Genomic DNA, 16,016 nt, shown 5'->3' on the forward strand with positions numbered 1-16,016 from the left:
TCTCAAAGGGCCTTCATAAATTGTGCAATCAGAAAGTATACAAAGTTCCAGCACCAGCACCCGCCGGTACACCTTCAGAAGCAGCAGCAGCACATCGCGTGCTAGTAAAATTGTACCCAAAACAAACAGCAACTTTAGAAGCAGCAAAAACAGCTTCTTTGGCGACAATCGTTGAAGGGAAATCAAAAACAGATGGCGTACAATAGGGAGAGTTTGTAGCGAACAATATCTGAGAATGGCGAAAAGATGATGGTGCGACTGTCCAGGTGAAATATACTCCCGTTAATCAAACTGGTTATTGGCAGCCCATACCGCCGGATTTGAAACCAGATTCTATGCCACACTGGAAAAATGTCAAACCTTTTACAATGACTAAATATTCGCAGTTTCAAATAGCGAATATGCCAAGTTTGACGAGCGAAGAATATGCAGCAAATCTCAAAAAACTAAAAGAATTAGGAGCAAAAAATAGTAAAATTCGCACACCCGATCAAAGTGCGATATCCAAATTTTGGCTGGACAGTGCAGGTACTGTCACTCCTCCCGGAAATTGGAATAAAATTGCTGCTGATATTGCTGTTAGCCGCGGCAATACTTCGAGCAAAACGTGGGTTTATTTGCAGTGTTGAATATTGCTCTCGCCGATGCCAGCATCATCGACGGCGACCAAAAATAAACGTTCAATCGGTGGCGACTAATTACAGGAATCCAGCAAGCAGATAAAGACGGCAATTTTCAGAAAGCAGCCGATGCAAATTGGAGGCCGTTACTCAATACTCCATCTTCCCCAGCTTATGTTTCGGGACATAGTACCTTTGGCGGTGCAGCAGATGTAGTTTTGACAGCTTTCTTCGGCGATAATGTTAGTTTTACCACCGTCGCCGATGCTTCGGTAAATTTGCAGCCTCGGGCTTTTAAAAGTATTACTGAGGCTGCGGAGGAAGCCGGGATGAGTCGCATTTACGGTGGTTCTCACTGGTTGTCGGACAATCGAGATGGGTTAACAGCGGGCAGGAATTTGGGCAAGTACGTTGTGAAAAGTTTTAGTAACAGTAATTACGAAAAGTTTCTTAAGGGAATTGACTTTTGACTAATACCAATTTACTCTGAAGTTGCACTTAATATAGCTTCAAGGATATAGTCCCAACCACAGAGAGATAAAACTTCTTCATTCGTGAGAGATTTGATAATTGTATTTACGTGTTCTTTGAGTTTATCTAAACTCGAATAATTTTCCCACTTGAGGTCTTTTTTTGTATGCTCCCACAATCTTTCAATCGGATTTAATTCAGGACTATAGGCAGGTAAATATATTGGCATTACATGGTCAGCCCAGTCTAATAATAGAGCTTTATGGAAGCTACCATTATCCATGATAATTAGATTGAAGCTCTCTGAGTATTTTTGACCAAATCCCTTTAAAAATTCTTGAAAACAGTTGTAATTGAGCTGAGAAAATTCTTGATAATATTGTTCACCTGTTGCTGGCTCTACGACTCCATAAATATAAAAGTTTCCTCGTTTCCATTGCTTTTTGCCAATGGGTTTTACCCCCCTTAATGTAATCATTCTGCCCGGCATAGTAATCAATCCAAATCTACTCTCATCCTGACACCATATCCTTACAGGCTTCGAGTTTCCGAAATATTTAATCATTACTTTTATCAGCTCATATAGTTTTTTTTTGAAGCTTGCCTGCACCTCTTCGTTCGCTTTGTTACTTTGGGGTCTTGGGACTTTCAGGTCAGCTTTCAATTTATAATGTACTAGGTCATGTACCACTTTATAGCTCACTTTAATTCCGCATTCTTTTTCGAGCCAGAGCTGTAATTTGCCATAACTTGTTTCTCCCTGGGGTTATTGCAGTTTTTTGATTAATTTTTCTCTCACGGATGGTGGAATATGTGGAGTCTTTCCGGGAGCTTTTTTTATGCTAAGTAATTCATTAATTCCACCTTGTTTGTAAGCTCTTAACCAACGATATATTGTTGAAGAGTCTCGTTTTAACATCGTGGCTAATTCTGCTCTTTTTTGGATTTTTTTTGTGACCAGCCAGTATAATACCAGTAATTTTTCTTTATTTACGGCGGTCGCACTCCGTTCGAGTCGATGCTCTAGTTCCTCAATCGTTTCCTGGATTTGTACCTGAAGTTTGTTCGCCATATTCGATTTCCTCTACTTTTACCCTATATTTTAGTGTACCTTCATAGTGAATTGGTATAATAACTAATAACTTTAGTCATTAGTCATTACCAATCTAAAAATTAAAATCCAAAATCTAAAATCTAAAATCTAAAATCGTATGACTACCTGCTATATTTATAGGCGTGATGTAATCATTAGTCATTACTCCCGTGTTCTTGAAAATAACTGTTCGGAATTTTACGCTCGCCATTTTAATGGCCCTCAGCCTAGCGTTGTTCAGCGGAACGACAATTTTTTCTCAAAACATCGAAACAATTAAAATTTCCGCCAATGCTGCGGGTGTTAGCACTCGCTACATCGGTGCAGTCGAGGGCAATATCAATTTCGACATCAAAGATTTGCAAGATTTGGGAATTAATACCTACCGCATTTACGGCGGGATGTCCCGATGGGAACCCGAAGACGATGATGGTAAATACGGGTGGCCGGAAATATCCCAAATTAAGGCAAATCCCAATATAATTAATTGGGCGCATTGGGATAAGATTATGACCGATCCGCCTCAGGGTAGCGATTATTGGTGGTCGGGAAAACCTGGTATAGTTTGGCAAGGCAATGCCCGGACTATTTTTAATAGTCTCAAACAAGCAAATATTCGCCCGGTTGTGAGTATTCGGAATGTTGATAATAACTGGAAGCCGAGTTGGGCGCTGCAACTGAATCCGCCGCGCCCAAAAGAAGATTGGAACGAGTGGTGGGAACACGTTTTTGCTACGGTTTATTGGCTGAATGTTCGCAATGATTACGGCGTTGATGATTGGGAAATTCACAACGAACCGGACAATCGCGCTCAGGGTTGGGGCGGGACTATGGCTGACTATTTTGAGTTGGTTAAAGTGGCAAAAGATGCGATCGACTTTGTTTACAAAACTTATTTGCCCGATCGCACTTACCGCATCCACGGCCCGAAAACCGTAGGTGGCAGCAATTGGCCGGCTAGTGCTTTGCAGGAAATACCGAATTATTTCAATACAGTCAATGTCCACAACTACGATGCAGATATTTCTAACTACACCCGCAAAGTGCGCGGCTGGATGAACGGTACTGTCCGCGCTAACTCGCAGCTTTGGGTCGGAGAATGGGGAACTTACAACATTAGCTACGGCAATTTATCTTTAGCTTTAAATTTGATTAAGAATTTGATTCGAGGTTCCCAACCGGGGGATAATTATATTTACGGCAGTCACATATTCTGTTTGTACGACTGGGGCAAGCCCGCAGTGGTGGAAGGTTTGCTAGGGGACGGGGGAAAACGGCGCGCAGGCTACTATGCTTTGCGGATGGGAATTAGGGGTTTGCAGGGCGGGAAAGCTACCTTTTTTCCTATCCCTAACAGTTCGGATATAATGGCAGTTGCAACTCTCGATGCTAGCAAGAATGTTTACTTGCTTGTTGTCAACGATCGAGCCAAATCTTACACAGTAAATGCAGATATTTCGGCTCTGATAAAAGCCGGTAAGGGCACGGTGCGGGAGTTCAGTTCTAAAAAAATGGATGAGGTTGTTGGTAGCTTAACGCTGAAGGGTGGCAATGCGAGTTTTGGGGTGGCGGGGAACAGCGCTATTCTCATCAAGTTCGATCGCCAGAATTGAAGCTCAAATCCTCGGGGTCATAATTGGGATAAGATACAATTAGTTATGATCGGAATTATTTATTTTCTGCCTGTTTAGCCCTCGAACCCTCGAACCCTCAAACCCTAGAACCCCTAATTGCACAGTAGCAATACCTAAATCGTCATGTTGTGATTCCCCTCCTGTCGCTGGTAAATTGGTAGCGTGCAGGTATCTTGCCTCAAACAGAATCCGAGCAAGAGTTCCGTTGAGGGCGAGAAAGTAAGGTGCAGTCTAGACAATCGCAGAAATTCTTGCTCGTAAACCCGCAGCAGTTACGCTAAGCGATGAATTGCCCGCCAGCCTTCATGTCCGCCCTCTGGCAGATAGCATTGGTTCTGAAAGTCAGAACCGGCCAATTATCAGGAATTGGCACGGAATTAATTTTCAATGCCAAGATGCTGGAAGTAGGAGTGAGTCTAATCGTACAGAAACTTTGAGCGCGCTGGGAAATCTCGCGGGCAAAGCCTCTCAATCAACCTGCTGCTCGCGATCGGCTGTTTCCAACAAATATCACTTTTATGCCCCCTGATGTTTATTCCCTCCCTCAGTCAGGTCATCAACCGCAATCCCCTCACTGTCACCCCTGAGACGCCCGTAGAAAAGGCGATCGAGCTGATGAGCAGCACAGGAGCCAGTTACGTCCTCGTGGTAGAACCGCGCGGGAATTCTCAATTCGGAAATCCCACGAACGGGACTTCCCCACAATCGCGGGAACAGTTGGGTTTCTACAGCGGCGTACCGCGTGCGGTACAGGCAGGAGGCAACGGGCTGGGTCTCAACGGCTCAAAAGCTCCCTATGCGGGCGGCCAGACAGTGCTAGGGATTTTTACAACGCGAGATGTCGTACAGCTAAATTCGATCGGCGCTGCTTTGAGGGGATTTGCGATCGAGCAAATCATGATCAGAACCGTAACTGTAGCCCGAGAATCGGAAATTCCCGACTTTTTTGCCTTAGCAAATCTGCTGGAGAAAAATCATATCGGCCATTTGCCCATCGTCAGCGACACTGAAGAACTTGTCGGTATAATTAGCTCTCAAAGCTTGGTGCAAATGTTGCAGGGAATTGGGGAATCGACACAAAAAGCAATTAGCAGCGCTTCGCCACCTGCGGCTTTCGCGTTCCCTCCGCCGCTGCCAATTCAGCATCCGAAATTAGAGCTGCCCGCGAGTTTAATTAAACTTTATCAAATCCCTCAAATCGCAGCGTCGCGAATTATTCACGCTCCTGCTACTTCTTCGGTTCGCTATTTGGCGCAACTGATGTTCAGACACAATGTTAGCTATGTATTAATCACTGAAACCCCCGAACAACACTCGACTGGTGCTGCTCAAAATTCCAAATTTACAAATCCCAACATTCACAAACTGGTTGGCGTGGTAAGTTCGCGGGACATCGTGCAATTGCAGGCCCTGGGAAGAGACTCCAACAAAATTAAAGCGGGAGCGATTTGCAGCAGTTCGCCACCGCTGGTGCGATCGCACTCTACCCTCGAAGCAGCAGTCGCCCTGCTGCAAAAAAACTACTGCCAGTTGCCTTTATTAGTCCTCAACGAAAGCAATCACCCGATCGGGATTGTCAATCCTAAAACTATCCTTTTACAAGCGCTGGATTCAAAATCTCTTCATTCTGGCTTAATCGCTTTGCAGCGCCAGCTAGAATCTAGCAACGCTCAATACAAAAGACTCTCAGCAGAAATACAGGGAAGGGCAGCAAATAGCCACGTCGCGGCTGAAATTTCTCACAACAGTTTCGTAGAGCAGCCAAATCTCCCCCCTGCAGTCAACAATCAGGGGATCTGGGACTGGAATCTCGAAACAGATGAGTTTTTTTATTCGGCGCGGTGGCAAGAAATGCTGGGCTACCAAGAAGGGGAAATCTCGAATCGCCGATCTGAATGGTGGAGTCGCATCCACCGAGATGATATTGACTCCGTCAAGGCAGCTTTAGAAGAGCACTTCGCCCAAAAGACACCGGATTTTGCAGCAGAATATCGGATGTACTGTAAAGACGGCAGCACTCTCTGGGTGCTGAACCGGGGTCAAGTTTTGCGCGGCGCTACGGGCAAACCGCTGCGGGTAGTAGGAACTCATACAGATATTACTGCAAACAAGCAGTTAGAACTCACAAACCGCGCTCATAATCAGGAGCAATTCCAACTATTTGACTCTTTGAAAGCAACAGTAATTTTCCAGATAGATGCGGCAGGGCTTTGGACATTTCTCAACCGCGCTTGGACGGAAATTACGAGTTTTTCGGTTTCCGAAAGTTTGCAAACTAATTTTTTAGATTGGGTGCATCCAGATGAGCGCGCGCAATGTGCAAATTTATTGGAGTCTTTGCTGTCGGGCAAGTCGGAATTTGAACGACGAGAACTGCGATTTAAGTGCAAGTTGGAGTCGGGGAAAAACTCCTTGGGAATTCACAGTAATTCGGGCTTTATTTCAGTAGAAATATTTGCCCAAGTCCGGCGGAATTCCCAAGGCGAAATAGCGGGAATTTTAGGGACTTTGCACGATGTCTGCAACCGCGTCGAAGGGGTTGAGGATCTGCGGGAAAGCGAGCGGGCAATTCGATCGCTCTACGAGGTAATGGTGAGTTCGGAAGGCTCTTTTGACGATCGAACGATCCGGTTGCTGGCAATGGGTTGCAGTCAGTTTGGGATGGATATCGGGCTGTTGGGCAGGGTTTTGGGCGATCGCTACGAAGTGATCGCGGCTTATGTACCGGAAGATTTTCCCTTTGGATTTGCTAAAGGAGACGGTTTTGCTTTGAGCAGAACCTTCGAGCGAGAGGTTTTGCGATCGAGCGAACCTATTTCTGTCGAATCAGCCGGCACTACTCCGTGGCGCAACCACCCCGCTTACAGCGTGCGCAAGTTGGAGGCTTTTGTGGGGACGAGGGTAATAGTGCAAGGGCGAATTTTTGGCACTTTGAGCTTTACTTCCCGCACCACTAAATCTCCTTTGAAACCGCTGAATTTTGAAATTTTAAAGTTGATGGGCAATTATATCGGCGCGGAAATTGCCCGCGAAGAGCGAGAGCGAACTTTGCAAGGTCAGTACCAGCGCGTTTTACTACTCAAACAAATTACTCAAAAAGTGCGATCGACTTTAGATACTCAAGAAATTTTTCAGACTACCGCCACCCAAATCGGTCGCGTATTTGGCGTCAATCGCTGTACAATTCACACCTATCTTTCTCAACCTTATCCGCACCTTCCTTGCGTCGCGGAATACTTAGAACCAGGTCACGAATCAGCTTTAGATTTAGAACTTTCTGTTACTTATAACCCCTACACAGAAAAACTCCTCGCTGAAGATATAGCCCTGGCATCTCCTGATGTGTTTGCCGATCCTTTGCTCGAATCTTCGGGGCCGATGTGCCGTCGCATCGGATTAAAATCTATGTTGGCGGTTCGCACTTCCTATCAAGGAGAACCGAATGGAATTATTACTTTGCACCAGTGCGATGCCACTCGCCAGTGGAATTCCGACGAAATTGAACTGTTAGAAGATGTTGCCGCTCAAGTCGGAATTACGTTAGCTCAAGCACAACTTTTAGAAACGGAAGTTCAGCGACAGCGACAGTTGGCAGAGCAAAATGAAGCTTTGGATCAAGCGCGACAAGCGGCGGAGGTTGCTAACAGAGCTAAGAGCGAATTTTTAGCGACTATGAGTCACGAAATCCGCACTCCGATGAATGCGGTAATCGGGATGACGGGTTTGTTGCTCGATATGGATCTAACTCCAGAACAGCGGGATTTTGTAGAGACAATTCGCACCAGCGGCGATGCTTTGCTGACTATTATTAACGATATCTTAGACTTTTCTAAGATTGAATCGGGAAAAATGGATTTGGAACGCAGCCCCTTCGATCTGCAAAACTGTATAGAAGAATCTCTGGAATTGCTGGCTCCGAGAGCATCAGAAAAAGGTTTAGAGCTGGCTTACTTTATTGACAGTTCTGTTCCGAAAAACATTTTAGGAGATGTCACTAGGCTGCGCCAAATATTGGTAAATCTACTAGGAAATGCAGTTAAGTTTACAGAATCTGGAGAAATTGTCGTCTGCTGTACGGCTAGAAAAATTGAGCAGGTAGCTGCTAAGAGTTCGCCGGAAATAATCAATATTTTAGAGCCGCAACCGTTAGTAATTAACCAGAGACGGTTGGCAGATAGCAGACAATACGAGATTCAATTTGCTGTCCAAGATACGGGAATTGGCATTCCGCCAGACCGGATCGATCGCCTGTTTAAAGCTTTTTCGCAAGTGGATGCTTCGACAACGCGACATTACGGCGGGACGGGTTTGGGACTGGCTATCAGCCAGCGTTTGAGCGATCTGATGGGGGGTACAATGTGGGTTGTCAGCCAGGTTTGTCCGGGAAGTTCTAAGTCTCAATCGGCAGTTTCTGCGATCGGACAAAGTACCGCTGGCAGGTCGCCTGCAGAATTTACTTCCCCGCCGATATCGGGTTCTGGTTCGATTTTTTATTTCACGGTTATTGCTGAAGCTAATGAAATCCTGACTGAGGAAAAAAGGCCGGAATTTGCCGCTGGTAAGCACTTGTTAATTGTCGAGCATCATGCCATTAATCGGCAAGTTTTGAGCCGGCAGGCAGAGTCTTGGGGAATGATACCGGTGGCTGTAACTTCCGGTGCTGAGGCTTTGGAAATCATCAAACAAAACTCGGCGATCGATTTAGCTATTTTGGCGATGAATCTACCAGATATGGACGGTGTGGCTTTGGCTGTGCAGATTCGGAAATTTGAGCTGAGCAATTTGTCTGGCGGCGACGACCTAAATCCGAATGCCATCCAAGTTAAAAACCCTCGCAAAGTTGCGCTACCTTTGGTGCTGTTTACTTATTTAAGCAAGGCGGAAGTTTGGAAAAAACTCGAAACTACAGAAGTACATTTTTCGGCTTTTTTAACTAAGCCTCTAAAACAGTCACAGTTTTATAATGTGTTGCTGCAAGTTTTTGGATATGTTACCGGAAAAAGCAGCAGGGGAGAAGTTTCAAATGTGGTGACTTTGACTTCGGGATTGAAGTATTTTGAAAAATCTCAAGAACAGCACCGCGTGCAGCGGACGCCGGCTGTTTTGAGGCAGGTTGCTACCAATTCAGCGGGACAGGATGCAGCTAATTCTAGTCAGATTCGGATTTTGCTGGCCGAGGACAATGTGGTGAATCAAAAAGTCGCTACGCATTTGCTAGACAGGATAGGATATCGGGCTGATATTGCTGCTAATGGGTTGGAGGTTTTGGAGGCCCTGAAGCGGCAATCTTACGATGTTGTGCTGATGGATGTGCAGATGCCGAACATGGACGGGTTGGAAGCGACGCGCCGCATTTGTCAGGAATGGCCTGCTAACAAGAAGCCGAGAATTATTGCGATGACTGCTAATGCGATGCAGGGCGATCGCGAAAAGTGTCTGGAAGCAGGTATGGACGATTATATTACTAAGCCAGTGCGCCGGGAAGAGTTGGCGATCGCCTTGAGCAAGTGCTCACCTCTGGATCGGAATGAATTGGATGCCGTTACTGAGCCGAAAAATGAAGATATTTCCGATGGACTTGACAGTGATGCTGCTGGATATTCGAGCGTCAAACCGGGAGCAGATTCGCCGATTGATTTTCATGTTTTGCACAATCTCCGCGAGCTAGACGATGAGGAAGACCCGGATTTTTTGGGGGAGCTGATTAAGATATATTTGTTAGACGCACCGCAGCATTTAGAAACAATTAAGGAGGCTATTTTTCTCGGCGATGCTGATAGTTTGAAAATCGCTTCTCACACGCTGAAGTCGAGCAGCGCCAATTTAGGAGCCGTGTCTTTTTCTGCAGTTTGCAAGGAGTTGGAGTATATGGGTCGCTTGGCGGTTGAGTCGGGAGGGGAACAGGTTTTTGATGTGAGTACGGCGCGCGATCGCCTGTTGGAAGCCCAAGTGGAGTGGGAAAAGGTGCGGGCGGCTTTTGAGACGGAATTGGAAACGGGGAAGTTGCGATCGCAAATGGGGTAATTTGTTATTTGTTATTTGTTATTTGTTGGTTGTTATTGGTTATTTGTCAGTTTCAATAACCAATGCCCCATGCCCCATGCCCCATGCCCCATGCCCATATTTAACTTTCGCCTAAATACGCTTTGCGAACAGTTTCATTTGACTGCAAATCGCTAGCAGTACCGGCGACTACAACCTGACCTGTTTGGATGACATAGCCGCGGTGGGCTACACTTAAAGCCATGCGGGCGTTTTGCTCCACCAGTAAAATAGTTGTTCCTTCAGCATTAATATCGCGGACGATCGCAAAAATTTGACTGACTAACATCGGTGCCAATCCCATACTCGGCTCGTCCAATAATAACAAGCGGGGGCGCGACATCAAAGCCCGGGCGATCGCCAACATTTGCTGTTCGCCGCCGCTGAGAGTTCCCCCTTTTTGACTAATTCTTTCTCGCAAACGAGGAAATAAATTTAATGCTTTTTCCATATCGGACTTGATACCGAGAGTATCGTTGCGGAGATAAGCACCCATCTCTAGGTTTTCTTGCACCGTCATTCGCGGAAAAATTAGCCTCCCTTCCGGACTTTGAGAAATCCCCAAACGGACGATCGCCTCTGTAGATAGTGCTTCTAAAGGCTTTCCCTCAAATAATACAGTGCCTTGGCGCGGGCGCAGCAGTCCTTGAATCGTGCGGAGAGTGGTTGTTTTCCCTGCCCCGTTGCTGCCGATTAATGTCACAACTTCTCCCTGCGAGACTGTTAGCGATACTCCTTTGAGAGCGTGGATATTTCCGTAGTAGGTGTGAATGTCTTTAATTTCCAACATAATTACTCTTTCTGCTTTGTGCTTTATTATATTATCCCGGCTAATTATAAATATTTATTGCATTTATTTAAAGTTAACCATTTTTAGAGTAAATAGTAATTTTACTTAGACCGACACTCAGCCGTAGCTCCCATACCATGTATTTTTAGTAGTTGTGGCGACCAACTTTACAGAACCTTTAATCAAACACAAGATTTCTTGACAGTAGCTTTACAAAAATCTCTAAGTAAATAGGTAGTATTAATACGTAAGCGCAACCAACCGCTACAATTTACCAATAACAGCATTTAAAAATTTTCAAATTTCAGGACATTTACCATGAAATTAAATCACAGTACCGGAGCGATCGCATTTTTATTAGCAACTCCTTTAGTAACCGGCTTGACTGTAGGCATTAGCCCTAGCAGTGCTGCAATAATCGCAGGTTCTGCAGCAGCAGTAACCATTGACAACTTCAGTCACAGACCGACTGATAGAGGTACATCTACTAACACTTACACTCAGACAATAGCTAAGAGGGGTTCAGTTATTAGCGAGGCGACTGCTGATGCAGTTTTTCTATCTAACTGTCACGAATTGCTGGCTGCAAATCTCTCGCAAAATAAAGTGCAAGGTGACGGCAATAACTATTCCGGTTTAGCCCAAAGTCAAGCAGCAGTGCTCGGCGACTTCGACATTGATGCCGAAGAAACTTTTTCCTTCAATTTCCAGACATTTTTATATCTTTTAACATCAGTTGACAACCGCCAATCCGAACGCGCCAGCGCGAATGGCAGTATATCTTTCTGGTTGATTAACACTGTTACTAACATTCTGTTAGACTCTTTTCAACTTGCCAGCGGTTTAGACTCTTCTAGTGGCTTTTATTTGAATGGGTTTGCTAGCAACAGCTTTAACCCCACAGCCATTAATTTTAATTTAATGGCTGAAGGAAGTGCAGCAACAAGCCTCCTCTATACTTCTGGGGTGTATTCGCGGACATTCGGCAGCGCCACTAGCTTAAGGTTAGTAGAAATTAAGAATAATATCGCAGAGGCAGAAGCAGAAGCAGTTCCCGAACCGAGCGCAGTATTAGGTACTGCAATATTTTTAGGATTGTTTGTCAGGGGGCGAAAACTCAATAATAAATTGTCTCAATTCAAATCAAAAGTTTAGGAACATCCCCGAAAATCAATTCGTAGGGTGCGCAATGCGCACCTCATATCTTTTCCGTTGAATCGCTCGTTATAAAATGCTGTCGTCCGGGGCGGGTTGATAAATATTATCGATAGGAATGACAGATTTTTTGGCAAACCCGCCCCTAATTTTATTGCGGTTAATTTGCCGGACATTATATCATTTTTTCGTATTTCGCACTGCGCACCTCACTTATCTGTCGGCATACAATACCGATTATCCATGTCCATCTTCTTCTTTTCCCAAATAGGCCTCAATCACACGAGGATCGGCGCGAACTTCGGCAGGAGTTCCCTCAGCAATTTTAGTACCGTACTCCATAACACTGACGCGATCGCTAATTCCCATAACCACCTTCATATCATGTTCAATCAGCAAAATACTCAAATCCAACTCATCGCGAATCCGGTAAATAAAGCGAGTTAAATCAGCCGTTTCGTTCGGGTTCATCCCTGCCGTCGGTTCGTCCAAAAGCAACACTTTCGGATCGGAAGCCAAAGCCCGCGCAATTTCCAATCTCCGCTGGTCGCCGTAGGAAAGATTTTTTGCCAACTCCGGCGCTTTAGAAGCACCTAAACCGACAAAATCCAGCATACTCAAGGCTTTTTTCTTAGCTTCCCTTTCCTCCAAAATCACAGCCGGAGTGCGGAGGATTGCGCCCAACAAACCTGTTTTTAATCGGCAGTGTCTACCTACTAAAACATTATCCAGCACAGTCATGTTGTTAAACAAGCGGATATTTTGAAAAGTTCTAGCAATGCCGAAAGTTGTCAGGCGATCGGGCGGTAAACCGGTAATATTTTTATTTTCAAGTACCAACTGCCCCCCACTCGGTTTATAGATGCCCGTAAGCATATTAAAAAATGTAGTTTTCCCGGCACCGTTAGGGCCAATTAAACTAGCGATCGCGCCTTTTTCCAAAGTTAAACTGACCTGGTTGACGGCAGTCAAACCGCCGAACCGCATTGTAAGTTGCTGTGCTTCTAATAATGACATTTTGGTTTTTTTTCCTAATATTTTAGAGTAGTGCGTGCGGGATGCTCGCGAGCTTTCACGCACGCGAATCAATTTGGGATATTTTAGGACATATTCTCTAACGTACAGACAAAATAGAACTTAAAAAGATTAGATTCTAGCGAACGGCTGGGGCGATACTGTGCGTGTAAATCGGCAGTCGAAAAGTTTTCAATAACTTTGAGATGGAGTTCGTCAGCCAAAGTTGCAATCTTTTCAAACCCAGTAATCCACGGTGCATACATACTTTCGTATTTATCTATGTAATCATTGATATCTTGGTAGCCCGTGGTTCTCAAAATCACCTTTTCCGACATATAATCAAAGGACAATCGGAAATTATGAACATTGTCCCGAATTTGTTCTAATACAAATATTACATCTTTTTTGTCAAGCAAGGTAGTGTTGCCTTCCCACAAGAAATATGTCTGTCGAGCGAAATCAAATTCACTCTGTTTCAGCAAGGAGATTAAACCTTCTTTTACGTAATCCCCGGGAATGTAGCGAACATTGGCAGTAACTTTGTTAGCTTTGAGAGTTTCTTCTTTTAATTGAAGAGTCGCGCGGTCGTCTATTTCAAAATAAGTGACTTTTTCTCCATTAATTCTAGCAGCGCGAGTATCCAAACCAGAACCTAGAATAACTACTTGCTTGCAACCTCCTAAAATTTGATTTGACAAAACATCATCAAAATATTTAGTCCGCAACTTAACCATTTCTTTAGCGGCGGGAGAGTTTTTAGCTATCTGGCTAGCTATTTTTTCTGTTTCCTCATTCAGCCAAATTTTTACTACATTATCAGTGTAAAGAGGAATTGCCTCTTCGTTCTCTTCTGCTCTAAATTCCGCAACGATAAAAGCAGTACCAGTTACATTTTTCATGGCTAATCTTTCACCCTTACTAAGTAGTTGGTTACAAATAAACATTAGATGAGGAGGGGGGTTTTACACTCATAAAGTTCCTGGCATGGCACCCTATATTTTTAGCTAAACCCACCTACAAAATACTATGTTTTTTTGTCCTTACTTATTTATTGACTTCTCGCATCTGCTAAAGACTCATTGCTCGCTTCAGCATCAGAATGCAGTTCAGCTTGGTGGATCTTATCAGGAATCAGCCCCTCCGGCCGCACGATCATCATGACAACAAGAGTTAGGCCGAATAGAAATAAGCGCATTTGAATCGGATCTAAACTGGTTGCCAGAAAGTCTTGTAACTGGGGAATTGCAATCCTGGGGAGTACAAAAGTATTCAGGAAACCCTTGAGGACTTGCGCTAATTGTGGCAGATAAAGCCGATCGGCAGACATGATAATGATAGCGCCCAAAATCACCCCCGTCATATTGCCCAAACCGCCTAAAATCACCATACACAGGATGATTACCGACACCGAGAAATCGAAAACGCTGGGAAAAATCGCGCTGATATAGGCGGCGTAAAATGCGCCTGCAAAGCCAGAAAACGTCGCTCCCATCGCAAAAGCCGAAAGTTTGGTTTTGACCAGGTTAATCCCCATCGCACTAGCCGCTAATTCATCTTCGCGCATGGCATTCCAGGCCCTTCCCAAGCGGGAATCTCGCAGCCGCGAAATCATGAAGTAAGCGAAGACAACTAGCAGCAAAATTAGATAGTACCAGGGAAAGTAGTTACCGGTGCTGAAAGTGCCGACGATGGGGAGAGATGGACGCCCGATCGGGTTTATTCCCGCTTCGCCGCCCGTGAGGTTAAAAGGTCGATCGCACCCAACCAGACAAAGCACCAACTCGGGTTTCCCCAACAGGGAAGCGACAATCTTCGAGACTGGTTCGTCAATCCGAATCGCCGTTAAATTCCTAAAGACAACCGGGATAATTTCGCCAAAACCGAGGGTAACGATGGCCAAATAATCGCCCTTGAGCCGCAGTGTGGGAATACCCAGAATTACGCCCGCGATCGCAGCTACACCAGCGGCGATCGGCAGTACCACCCAAAAGTTCCAAGCAATATTTAACTGCCCAGAAGATAGTAAAGCTGTCGTGTATGCGCCGATCGCAAAAAATGCCGCATATCCTAAATCCAACAAACCCGCAAAACCCACCGTAATATTCAAACCCAGCGCCAGCATAATAAAGATTTGAATCTGTACTACAGTAGCAATCCAGCCAGTTTGAGCTTGAATGTCGATAAAGGGAAACAGAATTAGAATAAAAGCTAATGTCACCAGAGTTGCCAGCCGCTGGCGTTCCCCCTGCAAACCCTGCAAAGCACCCATTAACGTAGCTGTTAGAATTGCGATCGTCAAACTGCAAATCCCGTACAGCAGCGTAGTCGGCAAAGCCACAGCAGATTGACCAGAAAAAGGTCGAACGATCACTCCTTCGACTACGCTAGCAACTAACAGCCAAACTCCCAATCCCAATCCAGCTAAACTGCCGATAGTCGCACCCATTTTCGGGCTGTAAACCTTTGGCTCCTGACAGCTCATAAAGCCCGCCGCCGTACCCATCAGCCAGCCGATCACGGTACCGCTCCAACCCCCGAATAACAGAACAGTCAAAGAGGCGATCGCCCCTAAAATACCGCTCGATTTAATTGCTTTAATTATCTTGTTTGACATAGGAAGAAGTTATTACTCATTAGTCATTAGTTAGCAATCAGTAGTTAGATGAAAGAATGCTAGGAATCCCAGTTTTATAGATGCGACTGACGCGGGCAGTGCCAATTTCTGCCTCAAGCAACTCTATCAACCGCTGGTTCGGGAGACTGCTGAGCGGGCTAGCTACAGTTTAGAGTCTTTTGAGAGCGATTGTTTCACCACAGCGATCGAAACTTCAAATATACTGGAACTGTTACCGGAAAACACTTCAAACGGGCGATCGCTATATGGTACAAGCACCTCAAAAAACTATCACCCTCGACGAGTTTTTGCAACTCCCAGAAACCAAACCGGCTAGCGAATACATCAAAGGTGCGATCGTACAAAAACCTATGCCGCAAGGAAAACACAGCAAACTACAAGGCAGACTCGTAACAGTCGCCAACGACATCGCAGAGAAACCGCAAATTTCCCTAGCCCTACCAGGGTAAACGCATCTTAATTTCAACCTAAAACATGATAAGATTAAGTATTTAGCTAAATCAAGTGCGTAATTCATAGGTGCGATCGATGGCGAAAGGGTTTACTTCGACTTTAACTT

At 45.1% G+C, this 16,016-nt stretch carries 11 protein-coding genes and 2 pseudogenes; 7 read left to right on the top strand and 6 right to left on the bottom strand.

Annotation, left to right across the window (positions count from 1 at the left end; all coding sequences use genetic code 11):
• Positions 1-20: 20 nt before the first annotated feature.
• The 3 genes from QUA20_RS04070 to QUA20_RS04080 all read left to right on the top strand — a co-directional run bounded on the left by QUA20_RS04070 (position 21) and on the right by QUA20_RS04080 (position 1,090).
• Positions 21-206, top strand: a complete 186-nt coding sequence (locus QUA20_RS04070) for a hypothetical protein (RefSeq protein WP_333185616.1) — start codon at positions 21-23, stop codon at positions 204-206.
• Positions 207-266: 60 nt separating this feature from the next.
• Positions 267-629, top strand: coding sequence for a hypothetical protein (locus QUA20_RS04075; RefSeq protein ID WP_333185618.1), 363 nt, complete (start codon positions 267-269; stop codon positions 627-629).
• 77 nt (positions 630-706) lie between these two features.
• On the top strand, positions 707-1,090 hold the full coding sequence (locus tag QUA20_RS04080) for a phosphatase PAP2 family protein (RefSeq protein WP_333185645.1): 384 nt from the start codon (positions 707-709) through the stop codon (positions 1,088-1,090).
• A gap of 11 nt (positions 1,091-1,101) precedes the next feature.
• Here the strand turns inward: QUA20_RS04080 and QUA20_RS04085 are convergent.
• Positions 1,102-1,833, bottom strand: a pseudogene (locus QUA20_RS04085) (IS630 family transposase); the annotation flags it as partial.
• A 24-nt stretch (positions 1,834-1,857) separates the two neighbouring features.
• Positions 1,858-2,163 carry a helix-turn-helix domain-containing protein gene (locus QUA20_RS04090; RefSeq protein WP_333185619.1) on the bottom strand — a complete coding sequence of 102 codons (306 nt, stop codon included), beginning with the start codon at positions 2,161-2,163 and terminating at the stop codon, positions 1,858-1,860.
• 191 nt (positions 2,164-2,354) lie between these two features.
• Here QUA20_RS04090 and QUA20_RS04095 point away from each other — a divergent pair, with 191 nt between their 5' ends.
• Together QUA20_RS04095 and QUA20_RS04100 are read left to right on the top strand one after the other, a co-directional pair.
• A complete protein-coding gene (locus tag QUA20_RS04095) occupies positions 2,355-3,797 on the top strand; it encodes a hypothetical protein (protein ID WP_333185621.1) in 1,443 nt (480 codons plus the stop codon).
• A 549-nt stretch (positions 3,798-4,346) separates the two neighbouring features.
• Positions 4,347-9,842 carry a response regulator gene (locus QUA20_RS04100; RefSeq protein ID WP_333185623.1) on the top strand — a complete coding sequence of 1,832 codons (5,496 nt, stop codon included), beginning with the start codon at positions 4,347-4,349 and terminating at the stop codon, positions 9,840-9,842.
• Positions 9,843-9,942: 100 nt separating this feature from the next.
• Here QUA20_RS04100 and QUA20_RS04105 read toward each other — a convergent pair whose 3' ends face one another.
• Positions 9,943-10,650 (bottom strand): ABC transporter ATP-binding protein, encoded by a 708-nt coding sequence (locus tag QUA20_RS04105; RefSeq protein ID WP_006631855.1) that lies wholly within the window; start codon positions 10,648-10,650, stop codon positions 9,943-9,945.
• 318 nt (positions 10,651-10,968) lie between these two features.
• Here QUA20_RS04105 and QUA20_RS04110 point away from each other — a divergent pair, with 318 nt between their 5' ends.
• Positions 10,969-11,805 (top strand): PEP-CTERM sorting domain-containing protein, encoded by an 837-nt coding sequence (locus tag QUA20_RS04110; RefSeq protein WP_333185624.1) that lies wholly within the window; start codon positions 10,969-10,971, stop codon positions 11,803-11,805.
• A gap of 237 nt (positions 11,806-12,042) precedes the next feature.
• Here QUA20_RS04110 and QUA20_RS04115 read toward each other — a convergent pair whose 3' ends face one another.
• The 3 genes from QUA20_RS04115 to QUA20_RS04125 all read right to left on the bottom strand — a co-directional run bounded on the left by QUA20_RS04115 (position 12,043) and on the right by QUA20_RS04125 (position 15,436).
• Positions 12,043-12,822, bottom strand: coding sequence for an ABC transporter ATP-binding protein (locus QUA20_RS04115; protein WP_333185626.1), 780 nt, complete (start codon positions 12,820-12,822; stop codon positions 12,043-12,045).
• Between the two features lie 83 nt (positions 12,823-12,905).
• A complete protein-coding gene (locus tag QUA20_RS04120) occupies positions 12,906-13,721 on the bottom strand; it encodes a class I SAM-dependent methyltransferase (protein WP_333185628.1) in 816 nt (271 codons plus the stop codon).
• A gap of 149 nt (positions 13,722-13,870) precedes the next feature.
• A complete protein-coding gene (locus QUA20_RS04125; RefSeq protein WP_333185630.1) occupies positions 13,871-15,436 on the bottom strand; it encodes an ABC transporter permease subunit in 1,566 nt (521 codons plus the stop codon).
• Positions 15,437-15,702: 266 nt separating this feature from the next.
• Between QUA20_RS04125 and QUA20_RS04130 the strand changes: the two are divergent.
• Positions 15,703-15,900 (top strand): annotated as a pseudogene (locus QUA20_RS04130) (Uma2 family endonuclease); the annotation flags it as partial.
• Positions 15,901-16,016: the final 116 nt, after the last annotated feature.

The sequence above is a fragment of the Microcoleus sp. Pol7_A1 genome, assembly GCF_036701085.1.
Lineage (GTDB): Bacteria > Cyanobacteriota > Cyanobacteriia > Cyanobacteriales > Microcoleaceae > Microcoleus > Microcoleus asticus.

Bases quoted from the DNA above. Each gene is read 5' to 3' on its own strand.
- QUA20_RS04090 (WP_333185619.1), bottom strand. From the start codon at position 2,163: ATGGCGAACAAACTTCAGGTACAAATCCAGGAAACGATTGAGGAACTA.
- QUA20_RS04100 (WP_333185623.1), top strand. From the start codon at position 4,347: ATGTTTATTCCCTCCCTCAGTCAGGTCATCAACCGCAATCCCCTCACT.
- QUA20_RS04105 (WP_006631855.1), bottom strand. From the start codon at position 10,650: ATGTTGGAAATTAAAGACATTCACACCTACTACGGAAATATCCACGCT.
- QUA20_RS04110 (WP_333185624.1), top strand. From the start codon at position 10,969: ATGAAATTAAATCACAGTACCGGAGCGATCGCATTTTTATTAGCAACT.
- QUA20_RS04115 (WP_333185626.1), bottom strand. From the start codon at position 12,822: ATGTCATTATTAGAAGCACAGCAACTTACAATGCGGTTCGGCGGTTTG.
- QUA20_RS04120 (WP_333185628.1), bottom strand. From the start codon at position 13,721: ATGAAAAATGTAACTGGTACTGCTTTTATCGTTGCGGAATTTAGAGCA.
- QUA20_RS04125 (WP_333185630.1), bottom strand. From the start codon at position 15,436: ATGTCAAACAAGATAATTAAAGCAATTAAATCGAGCGGTATTTTAGGG.